Here is a 22,314-nt window from a genome sequence, read left to right on the forward strand (position 1 = left end):
GCCGCTCAGGCCCGCAGCACCTTCTCCATCGGACGGCCCTGGGCGAGCTCGTCGACCAGCTTGTCGAGGTAGCGGATCTGCCGCATGAGCGGGTCCTCCACCTCCTGCACCTTGACCCCGCACACCGAGCCGGTGATCTGGTCGACGTGCGGGTTGAGCCGCGCCCCGGCGAAGAACTCCTCGAACGTCGTGCCGCCGTCGAGGTGGGCCTGCAGCTGCGCGTGGTCGAACCCGGTCAGCCACTCGATGACCGCGTCGACCTCCGCGCGGGTGCGACCCTTGCGCTCCGCCTTGGCGACGTAGTGGGGGTAGACCGAGGCCACGCTCGTGGTGAAGATCCGGTGCACGCTGTCGAGGATAGGCGGGATCAGCCCTTGTCGGTGTCCGCGGCCCGGCGCATCATGTCGGACTCGCTGACGGCCGCCTTGACCGTGGACGGGTCCATCAGCGGCTCGGTGCCCGGCTGGTGGAGGTCGGTCTCGGTCGTGTCGGGGTTGACCCCCTCGCCCGCGGCCGGGATGCCGGACGGGGTCACCGGGCCGTCACCGGTGACGGCCTCGACCTCGTCCTCGCTCAGGCCGAGGGCCGGAGCGAGGACGGCGGCCTGCTTGGAGGGTGCCTTGCGTGCCGTCTTCTTCGCCGCCGACTTCTTGGCAGTCGTCTTCTTGGCAGCCGTCTTCGTCGCGGGAGCCTTCTTGGCGGGCGCCTTCTTCGCAGGCGTCGTCTTCGCCGCCGTCGTGGTGGCAGCCGTCGTCGTGGCGGGAGCCTCCGCGGCGGCGCGGCCCGCTGCGGTCGTGGGGGTGCTGGGGACGGGGGCGACCGGGGACGGGGTGGTGCGCTCGCCGGGCCACGGGCGGGACGGCGCGGAGCCGGAGCCCGACACCTGCTCGATCACCCGGCCGACGACGCGGGCCGTTGTACGCACTCCGGTGGTGGCCACGCCCACGGAGGTGCCGATGACGGCTGCGGCGGCGTGGGCGGGGAGCGTGAGCAGGCGGGTGGCGTTCACCAGCGGATCCTCTCGTCGGGTTCTACGTCGGGGACGGCTCAGTACCCCGTTCGGTGCCGCACCAGACCGTGACCTGCGCCACGACGGCAAGCACGTCACTCCGGGTGAAGCGACGCGTGCGACTCAGGACAGCGGGTACGGAGCAACCTCCGCGCCGAGGTCCGGCGTCGAGAGAGGACACCCATGACAGAGAACACGCGCGTGCGGTCCCGGTCCACCGCGTCCGGAACCCCCGTCCAGGCGGCGGCTGCCCTCGTCGGCACCCTCTTCCTGCTGGTCGGGGTGATGGGCTTCATCCCCGGCATCACCACGGACCGCGGCAGCCTCGAGGCCGCAGGTCATGGCTCGCATGCCGAGCTGTTCGGGCTCTTCCAGGTGTCGGTCCTGCACAACGTGGTCCACCTCCTCTTCGGCGTGGCCGGGATCGCCCTGGCGCGGCGGCCGTCGAGCGCGCGCGCCTTCCTCCTCGGCGGTGGCGCGGTCTACCTCGTCCTGTTCGTCTACGGGCTGGTCGTGGACGAGGACTCCCAGGCCAACTTCGTCCCGCTCAACACCGCGGACGACTGGCTGCACCTCGTCCTCGGCGTCGGGATGATCGCCCTCGGTGTCGTGCTGGCCAAGCGGCCCGGCGCCAACGCCGTCGGTCGCTGAGAACGGACGACCGCACGCACGAACCGGCCCGCCCCGGTGGGGACGGGCCGGCTCGGCGACGGTTCAGGTCAGGACTTCGTCTGCGAGCGGACCTCGTCCACTCCCGACTGGCCCTCGTCCTTGACCTTGGCGGCGCTGTCGGTGGCCGTGCCCTTGACCTCCTGGGCCGCCTCGGTGGCCGTCTCCTTGACGCCCTCGGCGACGTCCTGCGCCACCGACTTCGCCTGGTCCACGACCGGCTGGCCGTGCTCCTTGGCCGCGTCGACGACGTGACCGGCCGCGACGGCCTCCTTCTCGGAGGCGGGGATCAGCGCGGACACGATCATCCCGGCGCCGAAGGCGACCAGGCCGGCCGCCAGGGGAGCGCCCTGCACCTTGTCCTGGGTGCCGCTCACGGCGCCCTGGGCGGTGCCCTTGACCGAGTCGACGGCGCCACTGGCGGAGTCCCTGGCGGACCCGGCCGTGCCGGACGCCGACGAGCTCACGCCGTGGGCGGTGCCCATGACCTTGTCGCGGACGCCGACCATGCGGCCGCGGGCGGCCTGCTTGCGCCGCTCGACGATGGCCGACGGGCTCACCCGGTCCTGCAGGGCGTCGACGTCGGCGGTCATCGACTGCCGCGTCTGCTCGATCTCGCTCCTCAGCTCTTCTGTGCTCTGGCCCATGCTGCGTCCTCCTTGAGTGTCTGCTGCGTCTCCGGCAGCTGCGGGTTCGTGTTCTTGAGCTCCTTGCGGCCCCTCGCCGCAAGGACGGCGCCGACGATCGCCCACAGGATCGTGACGATCAGGAACGCCAGCTCGACGGGCATCCAGTTGTCGAGCAGGTAGGCCAGGGCGAACGAGCCCAGGATCAGGGCGAGCAGTCCGGACACACCGGCACCGCCGAGCATCCCGGCACCCTTCCCGGCCTTGGCCGCCTCCTCCTTGAGCTCGGTGCGTGCCAGCTCGAGCTCCTGCTTGACCAGCGTCGTCAGGTCGTGGCTCAGGTCGCCCACGATCTGGCCGAGGCTGCGCTCGTCCTCCGTCCCGGCGACGTGCGAGCCCACCGGGCCCGTCGTGCTGGCCGGGGGGACGGGGTCGTAGCCCTGCGTCCCGGTCACGGTGCGTCCTGCGTGCGCTGGCCGGAGAGCCCGGTCGAGCTCGAGTCGAGGCTCGACGGCGTCGCCTGGGTGGGGTGCGGCGCTGGGGTGTCGTACCCCGTGGTGCCCGGGCTGGTGGTGCTCGACTGGCCCGGCTGGCCGGCGAGGGGAGCGTTGCCGCTGGCGGTGCCCATGGGTCCGGCGCCGACGCCGGTGGCGCCGTACGTCGTGCCAGTGGTGCCAGTCGTGCCAGTCGTGCCAGTGGTGCCGGTGGTGCCGGCGGACTCGCCGAGGGAAGCCGCTGCCGCGCCGTCGGCGGTCGCACGGAACATGCGGCCGGCCACGACGCCCGCGGCGAGGGCGCCGACCAGGAAGGTCCCCGGCCGGCGTCGCGCGAAGTCGCGGGCGTCGTCGAGGAGCTGTCCGGGCTCACGGTTCTCGAGGTGACTTCCGAAGGCGCGGACGCGGTCGGAGACCTCCTGGGCAAGGTCGGTCGCCATGCCCTGGGACGGGCCCTCGCCCTGCGCCATCTTCTGCAGGTCGTCGCCGAGCGTCCTGAGCGTCTCCGACAGCTTGTCGCGACCGGTGGTGGCCTGGTCGTTGAGCTGCGTGGTGACCTGCTGCCGGGCCTCGCCCACGACGTTGCGGGCCTGCTCGGCTGCGGTGCCGGCGACGTTGAGCGCCTCGTCCTTGGCGGTGCCCGCCACCTGCTTGCCCTGGTCGGTCGCCGTGACGGCAGTGTCCTTGGCCTTGTCGGTGGTGCTGGCGTCGGAGTCGGTCCCCGACGAGTAGCCACCTGCGTCGTAGCCACCGGTGGTGCCGGTGGTGCCGGGGGTGGTGGGGGTGGTGCTCAGTGGGTCATTTTCGTAGGTCGTCATGCGTCCTCCTCGGAGTGGGTGTGGGTGGTGCCTGCGTCCGGATCGGGGTCGGGGTCGCTGGCGGGCTCGGAGCCCGGTTGCAGCTGCTCCTGGTCTGGTTCCTCCCCGTCCGGCGTCGGCGGATCCGCGTCCTGGTCGTGGTGGGATTGCTCGGTCATGCGGGCTCCGTACCCACCGGATTGCGTCGCAGTCCACCCGTACGGAGGGCATTTGCGAGATGCATGGGCTCGCTCGGAGTGGGGCACTGGGAGCGATGGTCGCCCTCTTCCAGCACCCGCCCACACGTCGGTCGTACGCCGACCTCACGGAGGCCGAGGTCGACGAGATCGGCCGCACCCTGGACGCCCTGCGCGAGGAGGTGCTCGCCGACCGCGGCGCCCGCGACGCGGCGTACGTCCGACGGGTCATCGCCGTCCAGCGCTGCCTGGAGGTGGCCGGACGGGTGGTGCTCCTCGGCAGCCGCAGCCGCACCGCGTGGTGGCTGGGCACCACCTCGCTGGCGCTGTCGAAGGTGCTCGACAACATGGAGGTCGGGCACAACGTGCTGCACGGCCAGTGGGACTGGATGCGCGACCCGCGGATCCACTCCTCGACCTGGGACTGGGACCACGCCTCCGACCCCGGCCAGTGGCAGCGCGCCCACAACGACCGGCACCACGTGAACACCAACGTGCTCGGCAAGGACAACGACCTCGGCTACGGCATCCTGCGCGTCGACGAGGCCCAGGAGTGGGAGCCCCGCCACCTCGCCCAGCCCCTGTGGAACCTCGTCAACGCGTGCATCTTCGAGTACGGCATCGCGATGTACGACCTGGACCTCGGTGAGTCGCTCCGCACGGGTGCCGGCTTCTCCGAGGAGCAGAAGGCCGAGATGCGCACGACGGGGCGCCGGGCCGCGCGCAACGCGCTGCGCGACTACGTCCTGCACCCGCTGCTGTCCGCGCCCACCGGCTCGGCCCGCACCACCCTGACCGCCAACCTGGTGGCCAACCTGGCCCGCAACGTGTGGAGCCACTCGGTGATCATGTGCGGTCACTTCCCCGAGGGGGTGGAGACGTTCGAGGTGGCCGAGCTCGACGAGCACGAGAGCCGCGGGCGGTGGTACGTCCGCCAGATGCTCGGCTCCGCCGACGTCTCCGGTCCGCCGCTGCTGCACGTGCTGTGCGGCAACCTCTCGCACCAGATCGAGCACCACCTCTTCCCGGACCTGCCCAGCAACCGCTACCGCGAGATCGCCGGACCGGTCCGCGAGCTGTTCGAGCGCCACGGCCTGGCCTACAACACCGCACCGCTGTGGCGGCAGGTCGCCAGCGCCTGGCACAAGGTCCTCCGGCTGTCGTTGCCGCCGCGCGGCTGACCCGCGGATGACGACGTACGCGGGCGTGCCCTCGCACGTGCCCGGCGGTGAGTTCACCGTCGGCGTGGAGGAGGAGCTCATGCTCGTCGGTGACGCGGACGAGCTGATGGGGGCGGCGGCGGGCCCACTGGTCGAGGCGATGTCGCACGCGGAGTCGGGCGCGGGCGTGGTCACCGGGGAGATCTACGTCGACCAGGTCGAGCTCAACACCCCGGTGTGCCGGAGCGCCGAGGACGCGTGGAGCTCGTTGCGCGACCTGCGTGCCCTCGTCGCCGAGCAGGGTGGTCGCGTGCTGGCCTCCGGGGTGCACCCGACCGCGCCCGTCGGCGTCCCCGACATCGCCGCCTCGCCTCGCTACGACCGCATCATCGACGAGTACGCCGGTCTGCTGCGCACGCCGACCGCCGCCCTGCAGGTGCACGTCGGGCTGCCCGACGAGCACACCGCGATGCTGGCCTACCGCGGCCTGCGCAACCGGCTGCCGCTGCTGCGCGCCCTGGCCGCCGGGTCGCCGTACTGGCACGGGCTCGACTCGGGACAGGCCACGGCCAGGGCCGCCATCATCCGCTCCTACCCGCGCACGACCATGCCGCCGCTCCTGCGCTCGTGGGACGACTACGTCGCGCGCACCGAGGCGCTGATGACGGCGGCGGAGGCGTCCGACCACACCTACGTGTGGTGGGAGATGCGTCCACGACCGCTGCTGGGGACGCTGGAGGTGCGGGTCATGGACGCCGTCCCGTCACTGGCGACCGTCGCAGCGCTGACCGCGCTGGTGCAGGGCATCGCCCGTCGCGCGGTGGAGTCGCCCGACGAGGTGGATCTCGACGACGACGTGCTGGCCGTCAACGACCACCGGGCCGCGCGCTACGGCCTCGACACCCGAGTGGTGGACGTCGACCGCTCCCTGCGCCCGATGCGCGAGGTGGCCGCGCGGGTGGTCGCCGAGGCCGGGGAGGTGCTGGCCGGCGACCGTCTCGACGCCCCGCTCGGAGCGATCGAGCGCGCGCTCGCCGGCGAGACCGAGCCCAACCGCCAGCGGCGGGTGGTCGCGGCCGGCGGCATGGCCGCTCTCCTCGCTGACCTGGTCGCCCGCACGTCCGACCTGGACGGCTGAGCGGCGGACGGGTGGACGATCAGCGCGACCCACAGCGGGGATGATCGTCGTGACATGCCGGGAACGATCTTCCCCGCTGTGCCCGTCGCTCAGGGCGTCGGGGAGTCCACGGTCGTGCGCCCCCGGCTGAGCACCGCGTCGGCCAGGCTGTCGACCGGCCGGCTCCGCACCTCGCCGTGCAGCGACCGGGTGACGACGCGGGCCACGTCGTGGGCCTGCTCGCGGATCTCCGGCATGGCCGTGGACTCCCACAGGTTGCCCCGGCGCAGCGAGCCGACTGCGAGGAAGGGGAGCGTCTCGGGGAGGGCGCCGAGGATGCGGCCGTCGTCGGCGGTGTCGATGCCGAGACCGGCCGGACCGGGACGGACCAGGCCGGACTGCGCGAGGCGGGTGAGCAGCGGGTCGGCGGCGATGGAGCCGACGGGGCCGGTGCAGTTGACGACCGCCGCCACCCGCAGCGTCGTCCCGCCGTCGAGCGTGACGTGGAGGGCGGACGGGTCGGCGCGTACGGCGGCGAGCGTGCCGCGGTGACGCACGAGCCGGCCCGCGGCAGCGACGGCGTCGAGCCGCCGTGCCGTGGCCGGCGCCATCCGGTGCCGGTGCACGTCCCACGTGCGGGCGTCCTCGGCGATGAAGCGGCGCTTGTCGGCCTCCGACAGGCCCCGCCAGAGCTGGGCGGTCACCGGGCGGAGGCCGTCGACGGCCGCACGCCAGTCGCCGGTGCTGGCGACGGTCTCCGCGACGTGCGCGGTGAGGATCGAGCGCAGGGTGTCGAGGTCCCGGGTGTGGGTGATGCCGGGCGGCGGCGGCACCGGGGGAGTCGTGGGCAGCACGTGCGGACGGGGCACCGCGTCGGTGCGCGAGACCACGTGGACGGTGCGGTCGGGCCGGTCGGCGCTGATTGCGAGGTCGACCATGGTCAGGCCCGAGCCCAGCATCAGCACGTCGCCGACCTCGGGGATCGCCTGGGTCCACGGGTCGGCGACGAGGCGCGGGTCGGCCGCGAGCTCGGACGGTGCCCAGCCGGTGCCGGGGCGGCTGCCGGTGGCCAGGACCACCGCGCGGGCCTCGAGCCGTTCGCCGTCGGTGAGCTCGACGACGAGACCGTCGCCGGCGCGCGTGACGTCCGCGACCTCGGCATGGCGTCGTACGAGCCGAGCGTTGCCGGGGAGCTCGGCCGCGGCGGTCAGCAGGCTCTCGACGTAGCGGCCGAAGGCTGCGCGCGGCGCGAAGTCGTGGGGCTGGAACGTCGGGTCGTGGTGGGTGCGCAGCCAGCGCAGGAAGTGGTCGGGGTCGCGGGGGAACGCGCTCATGCCCCAGGCCGGGACGTTGAGGAGATGGCGCTCGTCGGTGGTGGAGTAGGCCTGGCCTCGGCCCGTGCTCGACGCCGGGTCGACCAGCTCGACGCGGAAGCGCGAGGACAGGGCCGTCACCAGGTGGGTCGCCACCAGGGTGCCGCCGGCACCGGCTCCCACGACGACGACCCGACCGTCTCCCTCGCTGCTTCCCACGCTTGCTCCCATATTAGTCAACCTAATTACTTGACTAACGGTATCAGGGCCGGTCGGTCACCGGTCGATCAGCTCCTCCATCAGCTCGATCTCGGCCGTCTGGCTCGACTCGATCGACTCGGCGAGCGCGATGGCGTCGGGGAACAGGCCGTCGGCCTGCTCGGTCTCGGCCATCTCGATCGCACCCTCGTGGTGCTCGATCATCATCCGCATCCACATGGACTCGAACATGCCGGCCCCGGAGTCCCGGAGCTCGGCCAGGTCGTCGGGGTCCATCTCCATCCCGTCGCCCATCCCCATGTCGCCGTCGTCGGCACCCATGTGGCTGTTGACGTGGTCGCGGGACGTCTCGGGGACCTCCTCGCCCCAGTCAGTGAGCCAGTCGGCCATCATCTCGATCTCCGGGGCCTGGGCATCCCGGATGTCCTCCGTCAGCCGGGCGAACTCCGGGGACAGGTCCCGGCCCTGCGTCATGTCGACCATCACCAGGGCGTCGGCGTGGTGCGGGATCATCTCGGTCGCGAACCCGATGTCAGCGTCGTTGTGGACGTCGCCGTTGGCCGCGGTGTGCTCGGCTGCGGGGGTGCCGCCCGAGGCGTCGTCCCCACCGCAGCCGGCGAGGCCGGCGGTGGTGAGGGTCAGGAAGAGCGCGGCCGCGGTGGCGCGGCGCGCAGGCGTGCGTGCGGACATGGGTGTCTCCTCGTGGGTCGGTGTCCGTGCTGGTGTGAGGGTCGCGTCAGCCGGCGGGGCCGGCGGGCGGCTCAGCAGCGGAGGACCGAGAGGGCGTGGAGATCGGGCGGGGCGTGCGCGTTCCTGGCCGCGGCCGGGGCGGTCGCGGTGCGCAGTGCCCGGGGGGGACGGCGAGGACGCCCGGCGTAGGACGGGCCAGGCGGAGCATGTCTCCAGCCTAGGTCGCGCGGCGCATGACCACGCGCGGGAACCCTGCGGAGGTGGCGTCGGTGCGGGCGGCGAGCGCGAAGCCGGCGTCCTCGAACAGCTTGCGGGTGCCGACGTAGGCCATCGTCAGGTCGACCTTCTCGCCCCGGTTGTCGACGGGGTAGCCCTCGACCACCGGAGCACCGCGCAGGGCGGCGTACGCGACGGCGCCTTCCAGCAGCACGTGGGAGATGCCGCGACCGCGGTGGCCGGGACGGACCCGGATGCACCAGGCCGACCACGCAGGCTGGTCGTCGACGTGCGGGATCTTGGTGGAGCGGGCGAACGGCAGCTCGGCGCGGGGAGCGACGGCCGCCCACCCGACGACCTCGTCGCCGTCGTAGGCGAGCACCCCTGGCTTCGTGCGCCTGCGGGTCAGGGACTCGACGTAGGCACCGCGAGCCGGCCCGGCCAGCTCGCGGTTGTCCTTCGCCGGGATGCGGTGGCTCAGGCACCAGCACACGCTCGAGGTCGGGTTCTTCGGCCCGACCATCGTGCGCACGTCGTCGAAGCGGGCGTGGGTCGCCGGGTGGACGACGAGCTCGCCGGACCTCAGGAGGGGCGTGCTGGCCATGGCGCCACGCTAGACCCGGGCTCCGACAGGCGCGTGTTGAATGAGGGCATGGGTGCTCCACGGACGATGCGCAAGATCGGGCTGTTGGGCGGGATGAGCTGGGAGAGCTCGGCGCTCTACTACGAGATCCTCAACGAAGCGGTGCGTGAGCGCCTCGGCGGCTACCACTCGGCGCGGGTGGTGATGTCGTCGGTCGACTTCGCCGAGGTCGAGGCCATGCAGGCCGCGGGGGAGTGGGACGCCGCCGGCGCGCTGCTCGCGGCCGAGGCCGCCGCGCTCGAGGCGGCCGGCGCTGAGTGCCTCGTGCTGTGCACCAACACGATGCACAAGGTCGCCGACGCGATCGAGGCGGCGACCGAGGTCCCGCTGGTCCACATCGTCGACGTGACCGCCGCGGCCGTCCTGGCGGCCGGCCTGTCGCGGGTCGCGCTGCTCGGCACGCGGTTCACCATGGAGCAGGCCTTCGTGCGCGACCGGCTCGCCACCCACGGCGTCGAGGCGCTCGTCCCGCCGGCTGAGGACCGCGAGCTCGTGCACGAGGTGATCTACGGCGAGCTCGTCCACGGTGTCGTGCGCGAGGCGTCGCGGGCGGCGTACGTCGACGTGGTGGGCCGGCTGGTCGCTGACGGCGCCGAGGGCGTGGTCCTCGGCTGCACCGAGATCGAGCTGCTGCTGCGACCTGAGGACGTCGACGTACCCGTCTTCGCCACCACGCGCCTGCACGCGCTCGCGGCGCTGGACGTCGCGCTCAGCTGAGGTCCGGGTCCCGCACGACCACCTCGAGCCACTCGTCGAGCCGTTCGAGCTGGTCGCTGCGACCGAACAACGGCTGCCTGCCGGGGGGCGGGAGGTAGCCCACGGCGTCCATCACGAGCCAGTGGGTGTCGGGCGTCGCGCCGGTCGCGGCGGCGTAGCGCCGGAGGAGGTCGAGCGCCGGGCCGGTGCCGTACGCCAGCGCGAGGTAGGACGCTGCGTGGGCCGCGTCGAGCCACGCCGGACCGGTCGAGGTCTCCACCCAGTCGACGACCCCGGTGATCGCGTCGCCCGACCAGAGCAGGTTGCGGTGGCTGAAGTCGCGGTGCAGGAACGTCGGCTCGTACGCCGGCGCGGGCCCGGCCAGCACCCCGAACGCACGTCGCCACGACGCAGGATGCCGCGTCCAGGAGGGCACGACCCACTTCGCCTCCCATGCCCACGACTGGAAGGTGCGGAAGGGCTCGGCCGGGCGCTGGTCGTGGAGCGTCACCAGCAGGTCGACCATCGTCTGGAGCCGCTGCTCGCCCAGCGCCTCGCCCCCCTCGAGCGGCGTGCCCGGGAGCCGGGACATCAGGTGGGCCGCGGCGCCGGCGGCCGTCCCGGCTGCGTCGAGGGCGATGCTGTACGGCGCCGGCACGGGAGTGTCGGCCATGGCCAGCTGCGCGTCACGCTCACGCGCGGTCAGCTCGGCGCCGTGGGTGCGCCACGGCTCGTTGGTCATCAGCCGGAGCACCGACTCGGTGCCGTCGTCGTGCCGCAGTGCGAGCATCGTCGACGTCACGCCGCCGTCGAGGGCGTCGTACGACGTGACCGGCGAGCCGAGCGCGGAGCCCGCCCAGGCCAGCGCGGCTGCGATGTCGACGTCCGGATCGGGCACGTGGCGACGCTAGCGGCCCGGCCGGCCGGCTCAGCCCTGGGCCGGCCAGAGGGAGTGGTAGGCGTTGATCGCCGGCTGCCCGCCGAGGTGGGCGTAGAGCACGTGCGAGTCGGCGGGGATGTCGCGCGAGGTGACGAGGTCGATGAGCCCGGCGAGCGACTTCCCCTCGTACACCGGGTCGGTGATCATCGCCTCGAGCTGGGCGCCGAGCGCCATCGCCTCCATGGTCGAGTCCACGGGCAGGCCGTAGAGCTCGCCGGCCCAGCCCTCGAGCACGGTGATCTCGTCGTCGCGCAGGTCGCGGCCCAGCTCGATCAGCTCGGCCGTGTGGCGGGCGATGCGCGCCACCTGGTCACGGGTCTTCTCCAGGGTCGCGCTGGCGTCGATGCCGAGCACCCGCCGTCGTACGCCGGTGAGGTCCTCGAGGGCCGCGAAGCCGGCGATCATGCCTGCGTGCGTAGAGCCGGTGACGGTGCAAACCACGATCGTGTCGAAGGTGATGCCGAGCGACTTCTCCTGCTCGGCCACCTCGAAGGCCCAGTTCGCGAACCCGAGGCCGCCCAGGCGGTGCTCGCTGGCGCCGGCCGGGATGGCGTACGGCGTGCCGCCGGACTCCTCGACCTCGCGGATGGCGTCCTTCCACGAGTCGCGGATGCCGATGTCGAAGCCGTGGGGGTCGAGGCGCGAGTCGGCGCCCATCATCCGGCTGAGCAGGATGTTGCCGACCTGGGTGTTGGTCGGGTCGTCCCACGGCACCCACTTCTCCTGGACCAGCCGGCACTTGAGCCCGAGGTGGGCGGCGACGGCGGCGACCTGACGGGTGTGGTTGGACTGGAAGCCGCCGATGGAGACGAGCGTGTCGGCGCCGGAGGCGAGCGCGTCGGGGACGATGTACTCCAGCTTGCGGACCTTGTTGCCGCCGAAGGCGAGGCCGCTGTTGACGTCCTCGCGCTTGGCCCACACCTGCGCGCCGCCGCCCTGCGCGGCGAGGTGGTCGCTGAGCCGCTCCAGGTGGTGCACCGGCGAGGGGCCGAAGGTGAGCGGGTGGCGGGGGAACTGGTCGAGCTTCATCGGGACTCCTGCTGGTCGGGCCGGTCGGCCGGGTCGGGGATCAGGTCGGCGAGGTTCTGCCAGGTGCGGGAGGCGACGTCGGCCGCGGCCTGCTCGTCGCGGCTGGCGCAGGCCTCGACGAGCCGGGCGTGCAGGTCGACCGACTCCGAGCCTGCGTGGCTGGCGAAGCGGCGGCGCTCGAGGCGGCGTACGACCGGGGTGAACTGGTCGAGGACGGTGGCCAGCGCCCGGTTGCCGGACACCTCGACGGCGACCCGGTGGAAGTCGTCGTCCGCGGCGAGTGCGGCCTCGGTGTCACGGGCGTCGATCGCCGCGGCGAAGCGTGCATTGGCCTCCCGCATCCGGTCGAGATCGCCGGTGGTGAGCCGGGACACCGCCTCGGTGACTGCGAGACGGTGCATGGCGACGACGACGGCGTGGGCGTCCCGCACCTCGGCCAGGTCGATCTCGGCGACGACCGTCGAGCGCCCCGGGGCGGCCCGGACCAGGCCGGTGTCGCCGAGCCGCAGCAGCGCCTCGCGCACGGGCGTACGACTCACGCCGAGCCAGGCGGCGAGCTCGGTGTCGCGCACCACCTCGCCCGGCGCCAGCGTGCCGTCGACGATCGCGTCGCGCAGCCGGTCGTGGACCGAGTCGCGCAGCAGGCTCGTGCGGAGCGGGGCGGGGGACGTAGGGACCGGCATGCAATATATTGCACATCGCTCGTGGGTTCCGGTCAAGGGGTCGACGCACGCCGAGGGAACAACCAGGGTGATTGAGCGTTGAACCAGTCATGAAGAAGATCGGGTTCCTGAACTTCGGCCACTGGACCGACTCGCCGCAGTCCGCGGTGCGGTCGGCGTCCGACACGCTGCTGCAGTCGATCGACCTCGCGGTCGCGGCCGAGGAGCTCGGCGCGGACGGGGCGTACTTCCGGGTGCACCACTTCGCGCGCCAGCTCGCCTCCCCGTTCCCGCTGCTCGCCGCCGTCGGCGCGCGGACGAGCCGGATCGAGATCGGCACCGGCGTGATCGACATGCGCTACGAGAACCCGCTCTACATGGCCGAGGACGCCGGGTCGGCCGACCTGATCGCCGGCGGTCGGCTGCAGCTCGGCATCAGCCGGGGATCACCGGAGCAGGTGATCGAGGGCTGGCGCTACTTCGGCTACGCCCCCGCCGCGGGCGAGGACCAGGCCGACATGGCCCGGCGCCACACCGAGGTGCTCCTGCAGGTGCTGGAGGGGGAGGGCTTCGCCCAGCCCAACCCGCGCCCGATGTTCCCCAACCCGCCCGGCCTGCTGCGCATCGAGCCGCACTCCGAGGGCCTGCGCGACCGCATCTGGTGGGGTGCCGCGTCCGACGCCACCGCCCGCTGGGCCGCCGAGAAGGGGATGCACCTGATGAGCTCGACGCTCAAGGCCGACGAGACGGGCGAGCCCTTCCACGTCCAGCAGCGCAAGCAGATCGAGGTCTTCCGCGAGGCCTGGCGCGAGGCCGGCCACGAGGGCGAGGCCCGCGTGTCGGTGAGCCGCTCGATCATGCCCATCACCACCGACCTCGACCGGATGTACTTCGGCCACGAGGGCAGCAGCTCCGACCAGTTCGGTCAGATCGAGGCCAACCTGCGCGCGGTCTTCGGCAAGACGTACGCCGCCGAGCCCGACGTGCTGGTCAAGGAGCTCGCCGAGGACGAGGCCGTCGCGGCGGCCGATACCCTGCTGCTGACGGTGCCCAACCAGCTCGGCGTTGACTACAACGCCCACGTCCTCGAGTCGGTGCTGACCCAGGTGGCGCCTGACCTCGGCTGGCGCTGAGTCACCACCCACCACACGAAGGAGCTGATCCCATGGCACGCATCACTGTTCTCGGCGGTACCGGATACGCGGGCGCGGCGGTCGTCGCCGAGGCCCGCAGGCGCGGGCACGACGTGACGGCAGTGAGTCGTACGGCACCGTCCTCACCGGTCCCCGGAGCGGACTACGTCACCGGCTCGGTGCTGGACGCCGACGTCCTCGAGCGCACCACCACCGGCCGCGACGTCGTGCTCGTCGCCCTGTCGCCCCGCGGCGACATGGCCGGCAAGGTCGAGGGCGTCGTCGAGGAGCTCATCGCCCGCCTGGCGGGCACCCCGACGCGCCTCGGCTACGTCGGCGGCGCGTCCTCCTTGCTCACCGAGGAGGGCGGACCGCGACTGTGGGACGTCACCGAGGCCCAGATGCCCGACGAGGTGAAGCCCGAGGTGCAGACGGGCCTCGACGCGTTCGCGATGCTGCAGGACAGCCCGGAGTCGCTCGACTGGTTCTACGTCAGCCCGCCTGCGGACTTCGGCTCGTGGCTGGGCACGGAGTCGAAGGGTGCGTACGTCCTCGGCGGCGACGTGATGCTGCGCGACGCCGACGGTGCGTCGACGATCTCGGCCGACGACCTCGCGCTGGCGATCCTCGACGAGATCGAGACGCCGACGCATCGCCGAGGACGGTTCACCGCGATCAGCTGACGCGCAGCCGGGCAGGACTCACGACGGGGCGGCCGCCCGCAGCTTCTCCAGCAGCGGGCCGGCCGCCTCGCTGATGAACCGGTCCTGCCCCTCGTCGCCGACCTGCACGAGCGCGACGTCGGTGAATCCCGCGTCCCAGTAGGCCGAGACGGCCTCCACGATCTTGTCGAGGTCGGGACCGCACGGGATCGACTCGGCGACGTCCTCGGGTCGGACGTACGTCGTCGCGCCGGAGAAGCCGGCCGGGGTGGGCAGGTCGGCGTTGACCGACCAACCGCCGGCGAACCAGCGGAACTGCTCGTGGGCCCGCGCGACCGCGGCGTCCTCGTCGGGGTCCCAGCAGATCGGGATCTGGCCGATCGCCCGGGCGTCCGTGCCGATGCGCGGGGCGTCCTGGACCCCGTTCCACGTCTCGACGATGTCGGCCTCGGGCTCGGTGGCCACGAGGTGGTCGGCGAGTGGGGCGAACCGCTCGATCGCGCGCTTGCCGCCGACGGCGACGCCGATGTCGACGCCCTGCTCCGGCAGGTCCCAGATGCGGGCGGAGTCGACCTGGAAGAAGTCGCCGCGGTGGTCGACGAGGTCGCCGGTGTGCAACGCGCGGATCACCTCGATGGCCTCGGCGAGCATGTCCTGGCGCTCGGCGATCGCGGGCCAGCCATCGCCGACGACGTGCTCGTTGAGGTTCTCCCCGCTGCCCAGCCCCAGGGTGAAGCGACCCTCGGCGAGGATCTGCAGCGTCGCGGCCTTCTGCGCCACGACGGCGGGGTGGTAGCGCAGGGTCGGGCACGTCACGTAGGTCATCAGGCCCACGCGCTCGGTCGCCTGCGCCACGGCACCGAGCGTCGCCCAGGCGTAGGGCGCGTGCCCCTGCTCGGTGAGCCACGGCGAGTAGTGGTCGCTCATCACCTCGAAGTCGAAGCCGACCTGCTCGGCGGCGACGGCGTACGACACCAGCTCCCGCGGGCCGCTCTGCTCGGTCATCAGCGTGTATCCGAAGCGCGTCATGCTGCGACCGTAGCCAGCCGTCCGGGGACACCCACCACCCGACGAGGTGAGGTGTGCTTGGGGTGCGCTGCTTGTGTGGAGACTGACGGACACACCACGACCGAGGAGGACTGCCATGGGTGGCAAGGACGACAGCGAGGGCCAGGTCTCCGAGCTGGCGCAGGACGCGCCCGAGGAGATCAGCTCCGGCGACTCGGTGGCGGGCCAGCCGGACCCGCACCCCGGCGAGGTCGACGAGGGCGCCCAGGGGCCCAACGCGGTCCCGGACGACCCGACCGGCGAGCACCCCCACAAGCCCTGACGTGCGGTAGGACACGCTCATGAGCAGGCCGGTGATCCTGGTGGTGGGGGCAGGGCCGGGGGTGAGCGGCTCGGTCGCGCGCCGCTTCGCCGACGGGGGCTACGACGTGGCGCTCCTCGGCCAGGACCAGCAGGTCCTCGACCAGCTCACCGTCGACCTCGGGGCCCGCGGCGCCACGGTCGGCCACGCGGTCGTCGACGTCACCGACGAGCAGGCCGCGCGCGACGCCGTACACCACTTCGGCGAGCACACCGGGCGCATCGACGTCCTGCACTTCAACCCCAGTGCCTTCCGCGAGGAGGACCCGCTGACCCTCACGGTCGCCGGGCTGCTCGAGGACGTCGCGCTCGGGGTCGGGGCCCTGCTCACGGCCGTGCAGGCCGCGCGCCCCTTCATGTCCGCCGGCGGGCGGATCAGCGTCACCGGCAGCATGGCGGCCGACGAGCCCTGGGAGCGCGCGGCGTCGCTCGGGGTGCAGAAGGCGGGCGTGCGCAACCTCGTGCACAGCATCGACAAGACCCTCGCGCCCGACGGCATCCGAGCGGTGTCCGTGACCGTGCGCGGGGCGCTGGCGCGCGAGGGCGCGTTCACCCCCGACCGGGTGGCCGACGCGATCTGGGACGCGGTCGCGACCGGCGACGCCGACTGGCGCAGCGAGGTTCCCTACGGTGGCTAGTCTCGATGACGTGCAGTCCAGCCGCCCGACCCGTCGCCCGACCACCCGTCTCGCCGCGCTCGCGTCGGTGGCGATCCTGCTCCTCGGCGCTGCGGCCTGCGGCGCGGACGACCCCGCGGAGCCTGCCGACCCGGCCTCGACGTCGGCCGCCGACACCGCGGCACCGATCCCGGCTGCGGACGCGCTCGCCCTGGTGGCCGACGGGGCCGAGGTGATCGACGTACGCACCCCTGAGGAGTTCGACGCCGGACACCTCGACGGCGCGGTCAACATCGACTACCAGGCCGACGACTTCGCAGACCGGGTCGAGGAGCTGCCGCGCGAGGCGTCGTACGTCGTGTACTGCGCGTCGGGGCGGCGCGCGACCGGCGCGGTCGAGCAGATGCGCGAGCTCGGCTTCACCGACGTCGTCAACGGCGGTGGCTACACCGACCTCGCGGGCTGACCGGCCGCCCGCGCGGGATCAGCGCTTGCGACCGAAGAGCAGGTAGGCGATCGGGCCGACGGGCTGCACCGTCAGGGCCGGGGCCCAGAGCAGCTTGGGTCCGCGCACGAGCTCGGCGGGGCGCTGCTTGAGGTCCCTGGCGCACCACGCGGTGACGGCGACCTCCACGATCCCGGCGACGGCGACGAGCTTCTTCTGCGTGGGCGTCATGTCGCCCCAGGACTTCTTCTGTGCCATGACCGAACCGTACTCGGGGCGGCTCGGGCTACGCACCGCTGTAGCCGTTGATCGCGATCCAGAAGACGACCACGCCGGCGAAGGCCGCGATCAACCCCCACCACGCGCCCGTCATCGCCCGCCGCCGGGTCGGCGCGCCCTCGCGGGCCAGCCCGGGCAGCGCGACGGTGATCGCCGCACCGATGCCCGCCATCGCGAGCAGCTGCACCGGGACGATCCAGTTCTCCGTGCCCGGGTCGTCGAGGGCGTACGCCGTCGCCGGCAGGCTGAGCATCCCGGCGACCAGCAGGACGACGATGCCCAGGAGGCGCTGCGCGGACCGGCTCATGGCGGCACGCTAGCGGGCGTGGGGCGGTGCGTGAGACACCTTTCGGGGCCGCAGAACCTGCCTCACGCACCGCTCCTCGCCGGGGACCGGACTCAGGCCTCCTTGGCGACGAGCGTCAGGACGTCGTACGTCGCGACCGGCTCGTCGTGCTGGTTGGTGACGAGCGCGTCCCATCGGACCTCGCCGTAGTCGGCCGAGGAGCGCGGGGTGACCTGCTTGACGGTGAGCGTCACGCGGATCGAGTCGTCGGCCTTGACCGGGGTGAGGAAGCGGAGGTTGTCGACGCCGAAGTTGGCGAGCACCGGCCCCGGGGCCGGGTCGACGAAGAGCCCGGCGGCCATCGACACGATGAGGTAGCCGTGGGCGACGATGCCGCCGAAGAGGGGGTTCTGCGCGGCCGCCTCGGGGTCGGTGTGGGCGTAGAACGTGTCGCCGGTGAACTCCGAGAAGTGGTCGATGTCCGCGCGCGAGATCACCCGCGGCTGCGAGGCGATCGTGTCGCCCACCCGCAGCGTCGCGAGGGAGTGGCGGAACGGGTGCTCGGGCGTCTCGGTGCGTTGGGAGCCGCGCGTCCACCGGCCGGTGATCGCGGTGAGCATGTCGGGGGAGGCCTGGATCGCCGAGCGCTGCATGTGGTGCAGCACGCCGCGTACGCCGCCGAGCTCCTCGCCGCCGCCGGCGCGTCCGGGACCACCGTGGACCAGCATCGGCAGGGGAGACCCGTGGCCGGTGCTCTCGGGTGCGTCGTCGCGGTCGAGGACGAGGATGCGGCCGTGCCACGGGGCCAGGCCCAGCACCAGGGTGCGGGCGACCGCCGGGTCGTGGGTGACGACCGAGCCGACGAGCGAGCCCTTGCCGCGCGCGGCCAGGGTGACGGCCTCATCGAGGGAGTCGTACGTCATCACCGTCGACACCGGGCCGAAGGGCTCGACGTCGTGCGGCTCCACCGCGCCGGCGCGGGCGCGGAGCAGGACGGGTGTCATGAAGGCGCCGCGCTCGCCGTCACCGGCGAAGCCCGTCGTCGCGCTCGGGTCGCCGAGGACCACCTCGGCCGAGGAGCGCAGGGCCTCGACGGCCTTGCGGACCTCCTCGCGCTGGCCGAGCGAGGCGAGCGGTCCCATCCGAACCGACTCGTCGGAGGGGTCGCCCACCGTGATGGTGGCCAGCCTGGCGGCGACGGCGTCGGTCATCTCGTCGGCCACGGCCGAGGGCACGATGACGCGGCGGATGGCGGTGCACTTCTGCCCGGCCTTGGCGGTCATCTCGGTGACGACGCCCTTGACGAAGAGCTCCCACTCCGGGTCGTCGGACGTGACGTCGGGGCCCAGCGCCGAGCAGTTGAGCGAGTCGGCCTCGACCTGGAGCTGGACTCCGCCGTGGAGCACCGACGGGTGCTGGCGGAGGATGCCGGCGGTGTGGGCCGAGCCGGTGAACGCGACCGAGTCCTGCACGCCGAGGTGGTCGAGCAGGTCGCCGGCCGAGCCGGACAGCAGCTGGAGCGAGCCCTCGGGGAGGATGCCCGACTCGACGATCCGGCGTACGACGAGCTCGGTCAGGTAGGCCGTCTGGCTGGCGGGCTTGACGATGCTCGGCAGTCCCGCGATGAAGGCGGGCGCGAGCTTCTCGAGCATCCCCCAGACGGGGAAGTTGAAGGCGTTGATCTGCACCGCGACGCCGGGGCGCGAGGTGTAGACGTGCTGGCCGAGGAAGACGCCGGTGCGGCCGAGCTGCTCGAGGTCGCCGTCGCAGACCACGGTGTCGTTGGGCAGCTCACGTCGACCCTTGGAGGAGAAGCTGAACATGGTGCCGAAGCCGCCGTCGATGTCGATCATCGAGTCGCGCCTGGTCGCGCCCGTGGCGAGCGACAGCTCGTAGAGCTCGTCCTTGAGGCCGGTGAGGTGCGTGGCCAGCTCCTTGAGGAGCAGCGCGCGCTCGTGGAAGGTGAGCTCGCGGATCGCGGGACCGCCGACCGTACGGGCGTGGTGGGCCATCGCGCCGAGGTCGAGGCCGGCGCTGGAGATCCGGGCGACCTCCTCGCCGGTGGCGGCGTCCAGGAGCGGGTGGCCCTCCGCGGAGGCGGCGTACCAGCGTCCGGCGGCGTAGCTCTCGAGCAGGCGGGTCACGGGGGACTCCCTCGAAGTCGGGTGGGGGCGACGGTGTTTGCGCGCCCGGGGTGACGGGTGACACACTAATAGCAGACCGATCGGTCAGTAAATCGGTCGCCAGCAGTGGTCGCAGACCCACGTCGGAGGACGCATGACACTCACGGAGACGCCGCCCGCCCGCGATCTCGAGGCCGGGTTCGAGGCCACGATCGCGCGCAACGAGCGGATCGAGCCGCGCGACTGGATGCCGGAGGGCTACCGCAAGACCCTCGTGCGCCAGATCGCCCAGCACGCGCACAGCGAGATCATCGGCATGCAGCCCGAGGGCAGCTGGATCACCCGCGCGCCCAGCCTGCGGCGCAAGGCGATCCTGCTCGCCAAGGTGCAGGACGAGGCCGGCCACGGGCTCTACCTCTACTCCGCCGCCGAGACCCTGGGCGTCTCCCGCCTCGAGCTCACCGAGCTGCTGATCGCCGGGAAGCAGAAGTACTCCTCGATCTTCAACTACCCGACGCTGTCCTACGCCGACGTCGGCACCATCGGCTGGCTCGTCGACGGCGCCGCGATCTGCAACCAGGTGCCGCTGTGCCGCACCTCCTACGGCCCCTACGGTCGCGCGATGATCCGGGTGTGCAAGGAGGAGTCCTTCCACCAGCGCCAGGGCTACGAGCTGCTCGCCACGATGATGCGCGGCACCGACGAGCAGCGCGCCATGGTGCAGGAGTCGGTCGACCGCTTCTGGTGGCCGGCGCTGATGATGTTCGGCCCGCCCGACGACGCCTCGCCCAACACCGCGCAGTCGATGGCGTGGGGGATCAAGCGCCACACCAACGACGAGCTGCGCCAGAAGTTCGTCGACATGTCCGTGCCGCAGGCCGAGGCCCTCGGCGTCACCCTGCCCGACCCCGAGCTCAGGTGGAACGAGGAGCGCGGCCACCACGACTTCGGCCAGCCCGACTGGGACGAGTTCATGGAGGGCGTCAAGGGCAACGGACCCTGCAATGCCCAGCGGATGGCTCACCGCCGCCGCGCCCACGAGGACGGCGCCTGGGTGCGCGAGGCCGCGACGGCGTACGCCGCCAAGCAGCGGGCGGTGTCGGCATGAGCGAGCTCTCCGCCGAGGGCGGCCACGGCGCCGTGCCGCTCAAGGACGTCCCGACGGGGCAGGGCGTGACCCCGCCCGAGCCGGAGTGGCCCCTCTACGAGGTCTTCGTCCGCGGCAAGCGCGGGCTCAACCACGTCCACGTCGGCTCGCTGCACGCCGCCGACGACCGGATGGCCCTGCTCCACGCCCGCGACGTCTACACCCGCCGCAACGAGGGCGTGAGCATCTGGGTGGTGCGGGCCGACGCGATCACCGCCTCGAGCCCCGACGAGAAGGACCCGATGTTCGCTCCCAGCGGCGACAAGGTCTACCGCCACCCGACGTTCTACGACATCCCCTCCAACGTCCCTCATATGTGATGGCAGACCACGTGCACACGACACCCGAGGACGAGCACGACAACGCCTACGCCGGCCTGCTCGTCAACGACGCCCACTGGGCCTTCGGCACCGACTTCGAGGACCCGCTGGCCGGCGTCGACACGACGATCCCCGAGGGTGTCGACGCGCCCACGCTGGCGGCGTACGCCCTGATGCTGGGCGACGACGCGCTGGTCATGTCGCACCGGATCTCGGAGTGGACGAGCAACGCGCCCGACCTCGAGGACGACATCGCGCTGTCCAACATCTCCCTCGACCTCCTCGGCCAGGCGCGGCTGCTGCTCGCCCGTGCCGCCAAGGCCGACGAGTCGGTCGTCCCGCGGCTGCCCGAGGGATCGCCCGCCCCGCCGGAGGACGCGCTGGCGTTCTTCCGCGAGGCCCACGACTTCCGCAACGTGCGCCTCGCCGAGCTCGTCAACGGTGACTTCGCCGAGGCGACCGTGCGGGTGCTGCTGTTCTCGGTCTGGCGGCTCGCGACGTTCGAGCGGCTGCGCACGAGCCGCGACCACGTGCTCGCGGCCGTCGCCGCCAAGGGGGTCAAGGAGCTCGCCTACCACCGCGACTACTCGGCCCGCTGGTTCGTCACGCTTGCGCAGGGCACCGACGAGTCGCGTCGCCGGCTGCTCGCCGCCCTCGACGAGCTGTGGCCGCTGTGGCCCGAGCTCTTCGACACCCACCCGGTCGAGGCGGCCGCCGCCGAGTCCGGCGTCGGCGTCGACCCGGCCTCGGTCCGCGAGGCCGCCGAGGGCGTGCTCGACCAGGTGCTCGTGGCGGCCGACGTGCCGCGGCCCGAGGCGACGCGTCGCGCCGGCGTGCTGGGCCGCACCGGTCGCGACGGGATGCACGGCGAGCCGCTGAGCCGCATGCTCGCCGAGATGCAGTCCGTGGCCCGCGCCCACCCGAGGGGCCAGTGGTGATGGGGATGAGGCTGATGAGTCGTACGACGGAGCGCGCGCGTCGCGTGGCCGAGCGGGTCACCGACCCCGAACTGCCCATGCTCACCCTGGCCGACCTCGGCGTGCTCCGCGACGTCGACGTCGTGGCCGACTCCCACGTGGTCGTCGACATCACGCCGACCTACTCCGGCTGCCCGGCCATGGCCACGATGCGCGACGACCTCGTGCGCGAGCTGCAGGGCGCCGGCTTCGACCGCGTCGAGGTGCGGGTCAGCCTCGACCCGGCGTGGACGACCGACTGGATCACGCCCGAGGGCCGCACCGCGCTCGCGGCGGCCGGCATCTCGCCGCCCGGCCCGGCGCCGTCGACGTCCGGACCGATCCCGCTCACCCTCCTGCCCACGGCCCGCCAGGTGCGCTGCCCGCAGTGCGACTCCCCGGCGACCGAGCTGGTCTCGGAGTTCGGCTCGACGGCCTGCAAGGCGCAGTACCGCTGCACCTCCTGCCTCGAGCCGTTCGACCACGTGAAGGAGATCTGAG

29 protein-coding genes are annotated in these 22,314 nt (G+C 72.7%); 13 read left to right on the forward strand and 16 right to left on the reverse strand.

Annotation, left to right across the window (positions count from 1 at the left end; translation table 11 throughout):
* Nucleotides 1-5: 5 nt before the first annotated feature.
* Both ACNKF0_RS06575 and ACNKF0_RS06580 read right to left on the reverse strand, forming a co-directional pair.
* Nucleotides 6-347 (reverse strand): DUF2200 domain-containing protein, encoded by a 342-nt coding sequence (locus tag ACNKF0_RS06575; protein WP_416956791.1) that lies wholly within the window; start codon nt 345-347, stop codon nt 6-8.
* 20 nt (nt 348-367) lie between these two features.
* The gene (locus ACNKF0_RS06580) at nt 368-1,009 is read right to left on the reverse strand and encodes a hypothetical protein (protein WP_416956793.1); all 642 of its coding nucleotides are present in this window, start codon (nt 1,007-1,009) and stop codon (nt 368-370) included.
* A 183-nt stretch (nt 1,010-1,192) separates the two neighbouring features.
* Between ACNKF0_RS06580 and ACNKF0_RS06585 the strand changes: the two genes are divergently transcribed.
* Entirely contained in the window at nt 1,193-1,660 is a 468-nt protein-coding gene (locus ACNKF0_RS06585; protein ID WP_416956795.1) for a DUF4383 domain-containing protein, read from the forward strand.
* Between the two features lie 68 nt (nt 1,661-1,728).
* Here ACNKF0_RS06585 and ACNKF0_RS06590 read toward each other — a convergent pair whose 3' ends face one another.
* Genes ACNKF0_RS06590 through ACNKF0_RS06605 form a run of 4 tightly spaced genes read right to left on the reverse strand, consistent with a single transcriptional unit; the run spans nt 1,729 to nt 3,774 of the window.
* Entirely contained in the window at nt 1,729-2,325 is a 597-nt protein-coding gene (locus tag ACNKF0_RS06590; RefSeq protein WP_416956797.1) for a DUF3618 domain-containing protein, read from the reverse strand.
* Nucleotides 2,301-2,759 (reverse strand): phage holin family protein, encoded by a 459-nt coding sequence (locus ACNKF0_RS06595; RefSeq protein WP_416956799.1) that lies wholly within the window; start codon nt 2,757-2,759, stop codon nt 2,301-2,303. Before ACNKF0_RS06595 ends, ACNKF0_RS06590 begins: the two co-directional genes overlap by 25 nt.
* On the reverse strand, nt 2,756-3,616 hold the full coding sequence (locus ACNKF0_RS06600; protein ID WP_416956801.1) for a hypothetical protein: 861 nt from the start codon (nt 3,614-3,616) through the stop codon (nt 2,756-2,758). Before ACNKF0_RS06600 ends, ACNKF0_RS06595 begins: the two co-directional genes overlap by 4 nt.
* Entirely contained in the window at nt 3,613-3,774 is a 162-nt protein-coding gene (locus tag ACNKF0_RS06605) for a hypothetical protein (protein WP_416956803.1), read from the reverse strand. The genes ACNKF0_RS06600 and ACNKF0_RS06605 overlap by 4 nt, the downstream gene beginning before the upstream one ends.
* Nucleotides 3,775-3,869: 95 nt before the next feature.
* On the opposite strand from ACNKF0_RS06605, the gene ACNKF0_RS06610 reads away from it, so the two are divergent.
* Together ACNKF0_RS06610 and ACNKF0_RS06615 are read left to right on the forward strand one after the other, a co-directional pair.
* The gene (locus ACNKF0_RS06610; RefSeq protein WP_416956805.1) at nt 3,870-4,973 is read left to right on the forward strand and encodes a fatty acid desaturase family protein; all 1,104 of its coding nucleotides are present in this window, start codon (nt 3,870-3,872) and stop codon (nt 4,971-4,973) included.
* A gap of 7 nt (nt 4,974-4,980) precedes the next feature.
* The gene (locus ACNKF0_RS06615) at nt 4,981-6,090 is read left to right on the forward strand and encodes a carboxylate-amine ligase (RefSeq protein WP_416956807.1); all 1,110 of its coding nucleotides are present in this window, start codon (nt 4,981-4,983) and stop codon (nt 6,088-6,090) included.
* An 89-nt stretch (nt 6,091-6,179) separates the two neighbouring features.
* Here ACNKF0_RS06615 and ACNKF0_RS06620 read toward each other — a convergent pair whose 3' ends face one another.
* The 3 genes from ACNKF0_RS06620 to ACNKF0_RS06630 all read right to left on the reverse strand — a co-directional run bounded on the left by ACNKF0_RS06620 (nt 6,180) and on the right by ACNKF0_RS06630 (nt 9,111).
* Nucleotides 6,180-7,601 (reverse strand): FAD/NAD(P)-binding protein, encoded by a 1,422-nt coding sequence (locus tag ACNKF0_RS06620; RefSeq protein WP_416956809.1) that lies wholly within the window; start codon nt 7,599-7,601, stop codon nt 6,180-6,182.
* Between the two features lie 57 nt (nt 7,602-7,658).
* Nucleotides 7,659-8,291, reverse strand: coding sequence for a DUF305 domain-containing protein (locus ACNKF0_RS06625; RefSeq protein ID WP_416956811.1), 633 nt, complete (start codon nt 8,289-8,291; stop codon nt 7,659-7,661).
* A gap of 217 nt (nt 8,292-8,508) precedes the next feature.
* A complete protein-coding gene (locus ACNKF0_RS06630; RefSeq protein ID WP_416956813.1) occupies nt 8,509-9,111 on the reverse strand; it encodes a GNAT family N-acetyltransferase in 603 nt (200 codons plus the stop codon).
* A 48-nt stretch (nt 9,112-9,159) separates the two neighbouring features.
* Here ACNKF0_RS06630 and ACNKF0_RS06635 point away from each other — a divergent pair, with 48 nt between their 5' ends.
* Nucleotides 9,160-9,867, forward strand: coding sequence for an aspartate/glutamate racemase family protein (locus ACNKF0_RS06635; protein ID WP_416956815.1), 708 nt, complete (start codon nt 9,160-9,162; stop codon nt 9,865-9,867).
* Here the strand turns inward: ACNKF0_RS06635 and ACNKF0_RS06640 are convergent.
* Genes ACNKF0_RS06640 through ACNKF0_RS06650 form a run of 3 tightly spaced genes read right to left on the reverse strand, consistent with a single transcriptional unit; the run spans nt 9,860 to nt 12,498 of the window.
* On the reverse strand, nt 9,860-10,744 hold the full coding sequence (locus ACNKF0_RS06640) for a phosphotransferase family protein (protein ID WP_416956817.1): 885 nt from the start codon (nt 10,742-10,744) through the stop codon (nt 9,860-9,862). The genes ACNKF0_RS06635 and ACNKF0_RS06640 overlap by 8 nt on opposite strands.
* Before the next feature lie 30 nt (nt 10,745-10,774).
* A complete protein-coding gene (locus ACNKF0_RS06645) occupies nt 10,775-11,815 on the reverse strand; it encodes a 1-aminocyclopropane-1-carboxylate deaminase (protein WP_416956819.1) in 1,041 nt (346 codons plus the stop codon).
* Nucleotides 11,812-12,498, reverse strand: coding sequence for a GntR family transcriptional regulator (locus ACNKF0_RS06650; RefSeq protein ID WP_416956821.1), 687 nt, complete (start codon nt 12,496-12,498; stop codon nt 11,812-11,814). The genes ACNKF0_RS06645 and ACNKF0_RS06650 overlap by 4 nt, the downstream gene beginning before the upstream one ends.
* Nucleotides 12,499-12,587: 89 nt before the next feature.
* Here ACNKF0_RS06650 and ACNKF0_RS06655 point away from each other — a divergent pair, with 89 nt between their 5' ends.
* Together ACNKF0_RS06655 and ACNKF0_RS06660 are read left to right on the forward strand one after the other, a co-directional pair.
* Nucleotides 12,588-13,610 carry an LLM class flavin-dependent oxidoreductase gene (locus tag ACNKF0_RS06655; protein WP_299932088.1) on the forward strand — a complete coding sequence of 341 codons (1,023 nt, stop codon included), beginning with the start codon at nt 12,588-12,590 and terminating at the stop codon, nt 13,608-13,610.
* Nucleotides 13,611-13,642: 32 nt separating this feature from the next.
* Entirely contained in the window at nt 13,643-14,293 is a 651-nt protein-coding gene (locus ACNKF0_RS06660) for an NAD(P)-dependent oxidoreductase (RefSeq protein ID WP_416956824.1), read from the forward strand.
* 18 nt (nt 14,294-14,311) lie between these two features.
* On the opposite strand, the gene ACNKF0_RS06665 is transcribed toward ACNKF0_RS06660, so the two are convergent.
* Nucleotides 14,312-15,301 (reverse strand): LLM class F420-dependent oxidoreductase, encoded by a 990-nt coding sequence (locus tag ACNKF0_RS06665; RefSeq protein ID WP_416956826.1) that lies wholly within the window; start codon nt 15,299-15,301, stop codon nt 14,312-14,314.
* Nucleotides 15,302-15,416: 115 nt separating this feature from the next.
* Here ACNKF0_RS06665 and ACNKF0_RS06670 point away from each other — a divergent pair, with 115 nt between their 5' ends.
* Genes ACNKF0_RS06670 through ACNKF0_RS06680 form a run of 3 tightly spaced genes read left to right on the forward strand, consistent with a single transcriptional unit; the run spans nt 15,417 to nt 16,723 of the window.
* Complete coding sequence (locus ACNKF0_RS06670; protein ID WP_416956827.1) at nt 15,417-15,602, forward strand: hypothetical protein; 186 nt, start codon at nt 15,417-15,419, stop codon at nt 15,600-15,602.
* Nucleotides 15,603-15,621: 19 nt separating this feature from the next.
* Nucleotides 15,622-16,278, forward strand: a complete 657-nt coding sequence (locus tag ACNKF0_RS06675) for an SDR family oxidoreductase (RefSeq protein WP_416956829.1) — start codon at nt 15,622-15,624, stop codon at nt 16,276-16,278.
* Between the two features lie 10 nt (nt 16,279-16,288).
* Nucleotides 16,289-16,723: a rhodanese-like domain-containing protein gene (locus ACNKF0_RS06680; RefSeq protein WP_416956831.1), complete on the forward strand. Its 435-nt coding sequence runs from the start codon at nt 16,289-16,291 to the stop codon at nt 16,721-16,723.
* 18 nt (nt 16,724-16,741) lie between these two features.
* Here the strand turns inward: ACNKF0_RS06680 and ACNKF0_RS06685 are convergent, their stop codons facing one another.
* The 3 genes from ACNKF0_RS06685 to paaZ form a co-directional block, all read right to left on the reverse strand.
* Entirely contained in the window at nt 16,742-16,960 is a 219-nt protein-coding gene (locus ACNKF0_RS06685) for a PLD nuclease N-terminal domain-containing protein (RefSeq protein ID WP_416956833.1), read from the reverse strand.
* Between the two features lie 28 nt (nt 16,961-16,988).
* Nucleotides 16,989-17,288 carry a hypothetical protein gene (locus ACNKF0_RS06690; protein ID WP_416956835.1) on the reverse strand — a complete coding sequence of 100 codons (300 nt, stop codon included), beginning with the start codon at nt 17,286-17,288 and terminating at the stop codon, nt 16,989-16,991.
* Nucleotides 17,289-17,380: 92 nt separating this feature from the next.
* Entirely contained in the window at nt 17,381-19,411 is a 2,031-nt protein-coding gene (gene paaZ, locus ACNKF0_RS06695; RefSeq protein ID WP_416956837.1) for a phenylacetic acid degradation bifunctional protein PaaZ, read from the reverse strand.
* 133 nt (nt 19,412-19,544) lie between these two features.
* On the opposite strand from paaZ, the gene paaA reads away from it, so the two are divergent.
* The 4 genes from paaA to paaD all read left to right on the forward strand — a co-directional run bounded on the left by paaA (nt 19,545) and on the right by paaD (nt 22,313).
* Nucleotides 19,545-20,498 (forward strand): 1,2-phenylacetyl-CoA epoxidase subunit PaaA, encoded by a 954-nt coding sequence (gene paaA / locus ACNKF0_RS06700; RefSeq protein WP_416956839.1) that lies wholly within the window; start codon nt 19,545-19,547, stop codon nt 20,496-20,498.
* A 65-nt stretch (nt 20,499-20,563) separates the two neighbouring features.
* Nucleotides 20,564-20,857 (forward strand): 1,2-phenylacetyl-CoA epoxidase subunit PaaB, encoded by a 294-nt coding sequence (gene paaB, locus ACNKF0_RS06705; protein WP_416958439.1) that lies wholly within the window; start codon nt 20,564-20,566, stop codon nt 20,855-20,857.
* Entirely contained in the window at nt 20,857-21,795 is a 939-nt protein-coding gene (gene paaC / locus ACNKF0_RS06710; protein ID WP_416956840.1) for a 1,2-phenylacetyl-CoA epoxidase subunit PaaC, read from the forward strand. Before paaB ends, paaC begins: the two co-directional genes overlap by 1 nt.
* Before the next feature lie 14 nt (nt 21,796-21,809).
* A complete protein-coding gene (gene paaD, locus ACNKF0_RS06715) occupies nt 21,810-22,313 on the forward strand; it encodes a 1,2-phenylacetyl-CoA epoxidase subunit PaaD (protein WP_416956842.1) in 504 nt (167 codons plus the stop codon).
* Nucleotide 22,314: the final 1 nt, after the last annotated feature.

Origin of the sequence: Nocardioides sp. T5, assembly GCF_048161455.1 — a bacterium.
Taxonomy (GTDB): Bacteria; Actinomycetota; Actinomycetes; order Propionibacteriales; family Nocardioidaceae; genus Nocardioides.

Coding starts and splice junctions, on each gene's coding strand:
- ACNKF0_RS06585 (WP_416956795.1), top strand. CDS start 1,193: ATGACAGAGAACACGCGCGTGCGGTCCCGGTCCACCGCGTCCGGAACC.
- ACNKF0_RS06590 (WP_416956797.1), bottom strand. CDS start 2,325: ATGGGCCAGAGCACAGAAGAGCTGAGGAGCGAGATCGAGCAGACGCGG.
- ACNKF0_RS06600 (WP_416956801.1), bottom strand. CDS start 3,616: ATGACGACCTACGAAAATGACCCACTGAGCACCACCCCCACCACCCCC.
- ACNKF0_RS06605 (WP_416956803.1), bottom strand. CDS start 3,774: ATGACCGAGCAATCCCACCACGACCAGGACGCGGATCCGCCGACGCCG.
- ACNKF0_RS06610 (WP_416956805.1), top strand. CDS start 3,870: ATGGTCGCCCTCTTCCAGCACCCGCCCACACGTCGGTCGTACGCCGAC.
- ACNKF0_RS06615 (WP_416956807.1), top strand. CDS start 4,981: ATGACGACGTACGCGGGCGTGCCCTCGCACGTGCCCGGCGGTGAGTTC.
- ACNKF0_RS06625 (WP_416956811.1), bottom strand. CDS start 8,291: ATGTCCGCACGCACGCCTGCGCGCCGCGCCACCGCGGCCGCGCTCTTC.
- ACNKF0_RS06630 (WP_416956813.1), bottom strand. CDS start 9,111: ATGGCCAGCACGCCCCTCCTGAGGTCCGGCGAGCTCGTCGTCCACCCG.
- ACNKF0_RS06635 (WP_416956815.1), top strand. CDS start 9,160: ATGGGTGCTCCACGGACGATGCGCAAGATCGGGCTGTTGGGCGGGATG.
- ACNKF0_RS06645 (WP_416956819.1), bottom strand. CDS start 11,815: ATGAAGCTCGACCAGTTCCCCCGCCACCCGCTCACCTTCGGCCCCTCG.
- ACNKF0_RS06650 (WP_416956821.1), bottom strand. CDS start 12,498: ATGCCGGTCCCTACGTCCCCCGCCCCGCTCCGCACGAGCCTGCTGCGC.
- ACNKF0_RS06655 (WP_299932088.1), top strand. CDS start 12,588: ATGAAGAAGATCGGGTTCCTGAACTTCGGCCACTGGACCGACTCGCCG.
- ACNKF0_RS06660 (WP_416956824.1), top strand. CDS start 13,643: ATGGCACGCATCACTGTTCTCGGCGGTACCGGATACGCGGGCGCGGCG.
- ACNKF0_RS06665 (WP_416956826.1), bottom strand. CDS start 15,301: ATGACGCGCTTCGGATACACGCTGATGACCGAGCAGAGCGGCCCGCGG.
- ACNKF0_RS06670 (WP_416956827.1), top strand. CDS start 15,417: ATGGGTGGCAAGGACGACAGCGAGGGCCAGGTCTCCGAGCTGGCGCAG.
- ACNKF0_RS06675 (WP_416956829.1), top strand. CDS start 15,622: ATGAGCAGGCCGGTGATCCTGGTGGTGGGGGCAGGGCCGGGGGTGAGC.
- ACNKF0_RS06685 (WP_416956833.1), bottom strand. CDS start 16,960: ATGGCACAGAAGAAGTCCTGGGGCGACATGACGCCCACGCAGAAGAAG.
- ACNKF0_RS06690 (WP_416956835.1), bottom strand. CDS start 17,288: ATGAGCCGGTCCGCGCAGCGCCTCCTGGGCATCGTCGTCCTGCTGGTC.
- paaA (WP_416956839.1), top strand. CDS start 19,545: ATGACACTCACGGAGACGCCGCCCGCCCGCGATCTCGAGGCCGGGTTC.
- paaC (WP_416956840.1), top strand. CDS start 20,857: ATGGCAGACCACGTGCACACGACACCCGAGGACGAGCACGACAACGCC.
- paaD (WP_416956842.1), top strand. CDS start 21,810: ATGAGTCGTACGACGGAGCGCGCGCGTCGCGTGGCCGAGCGGGTCACC.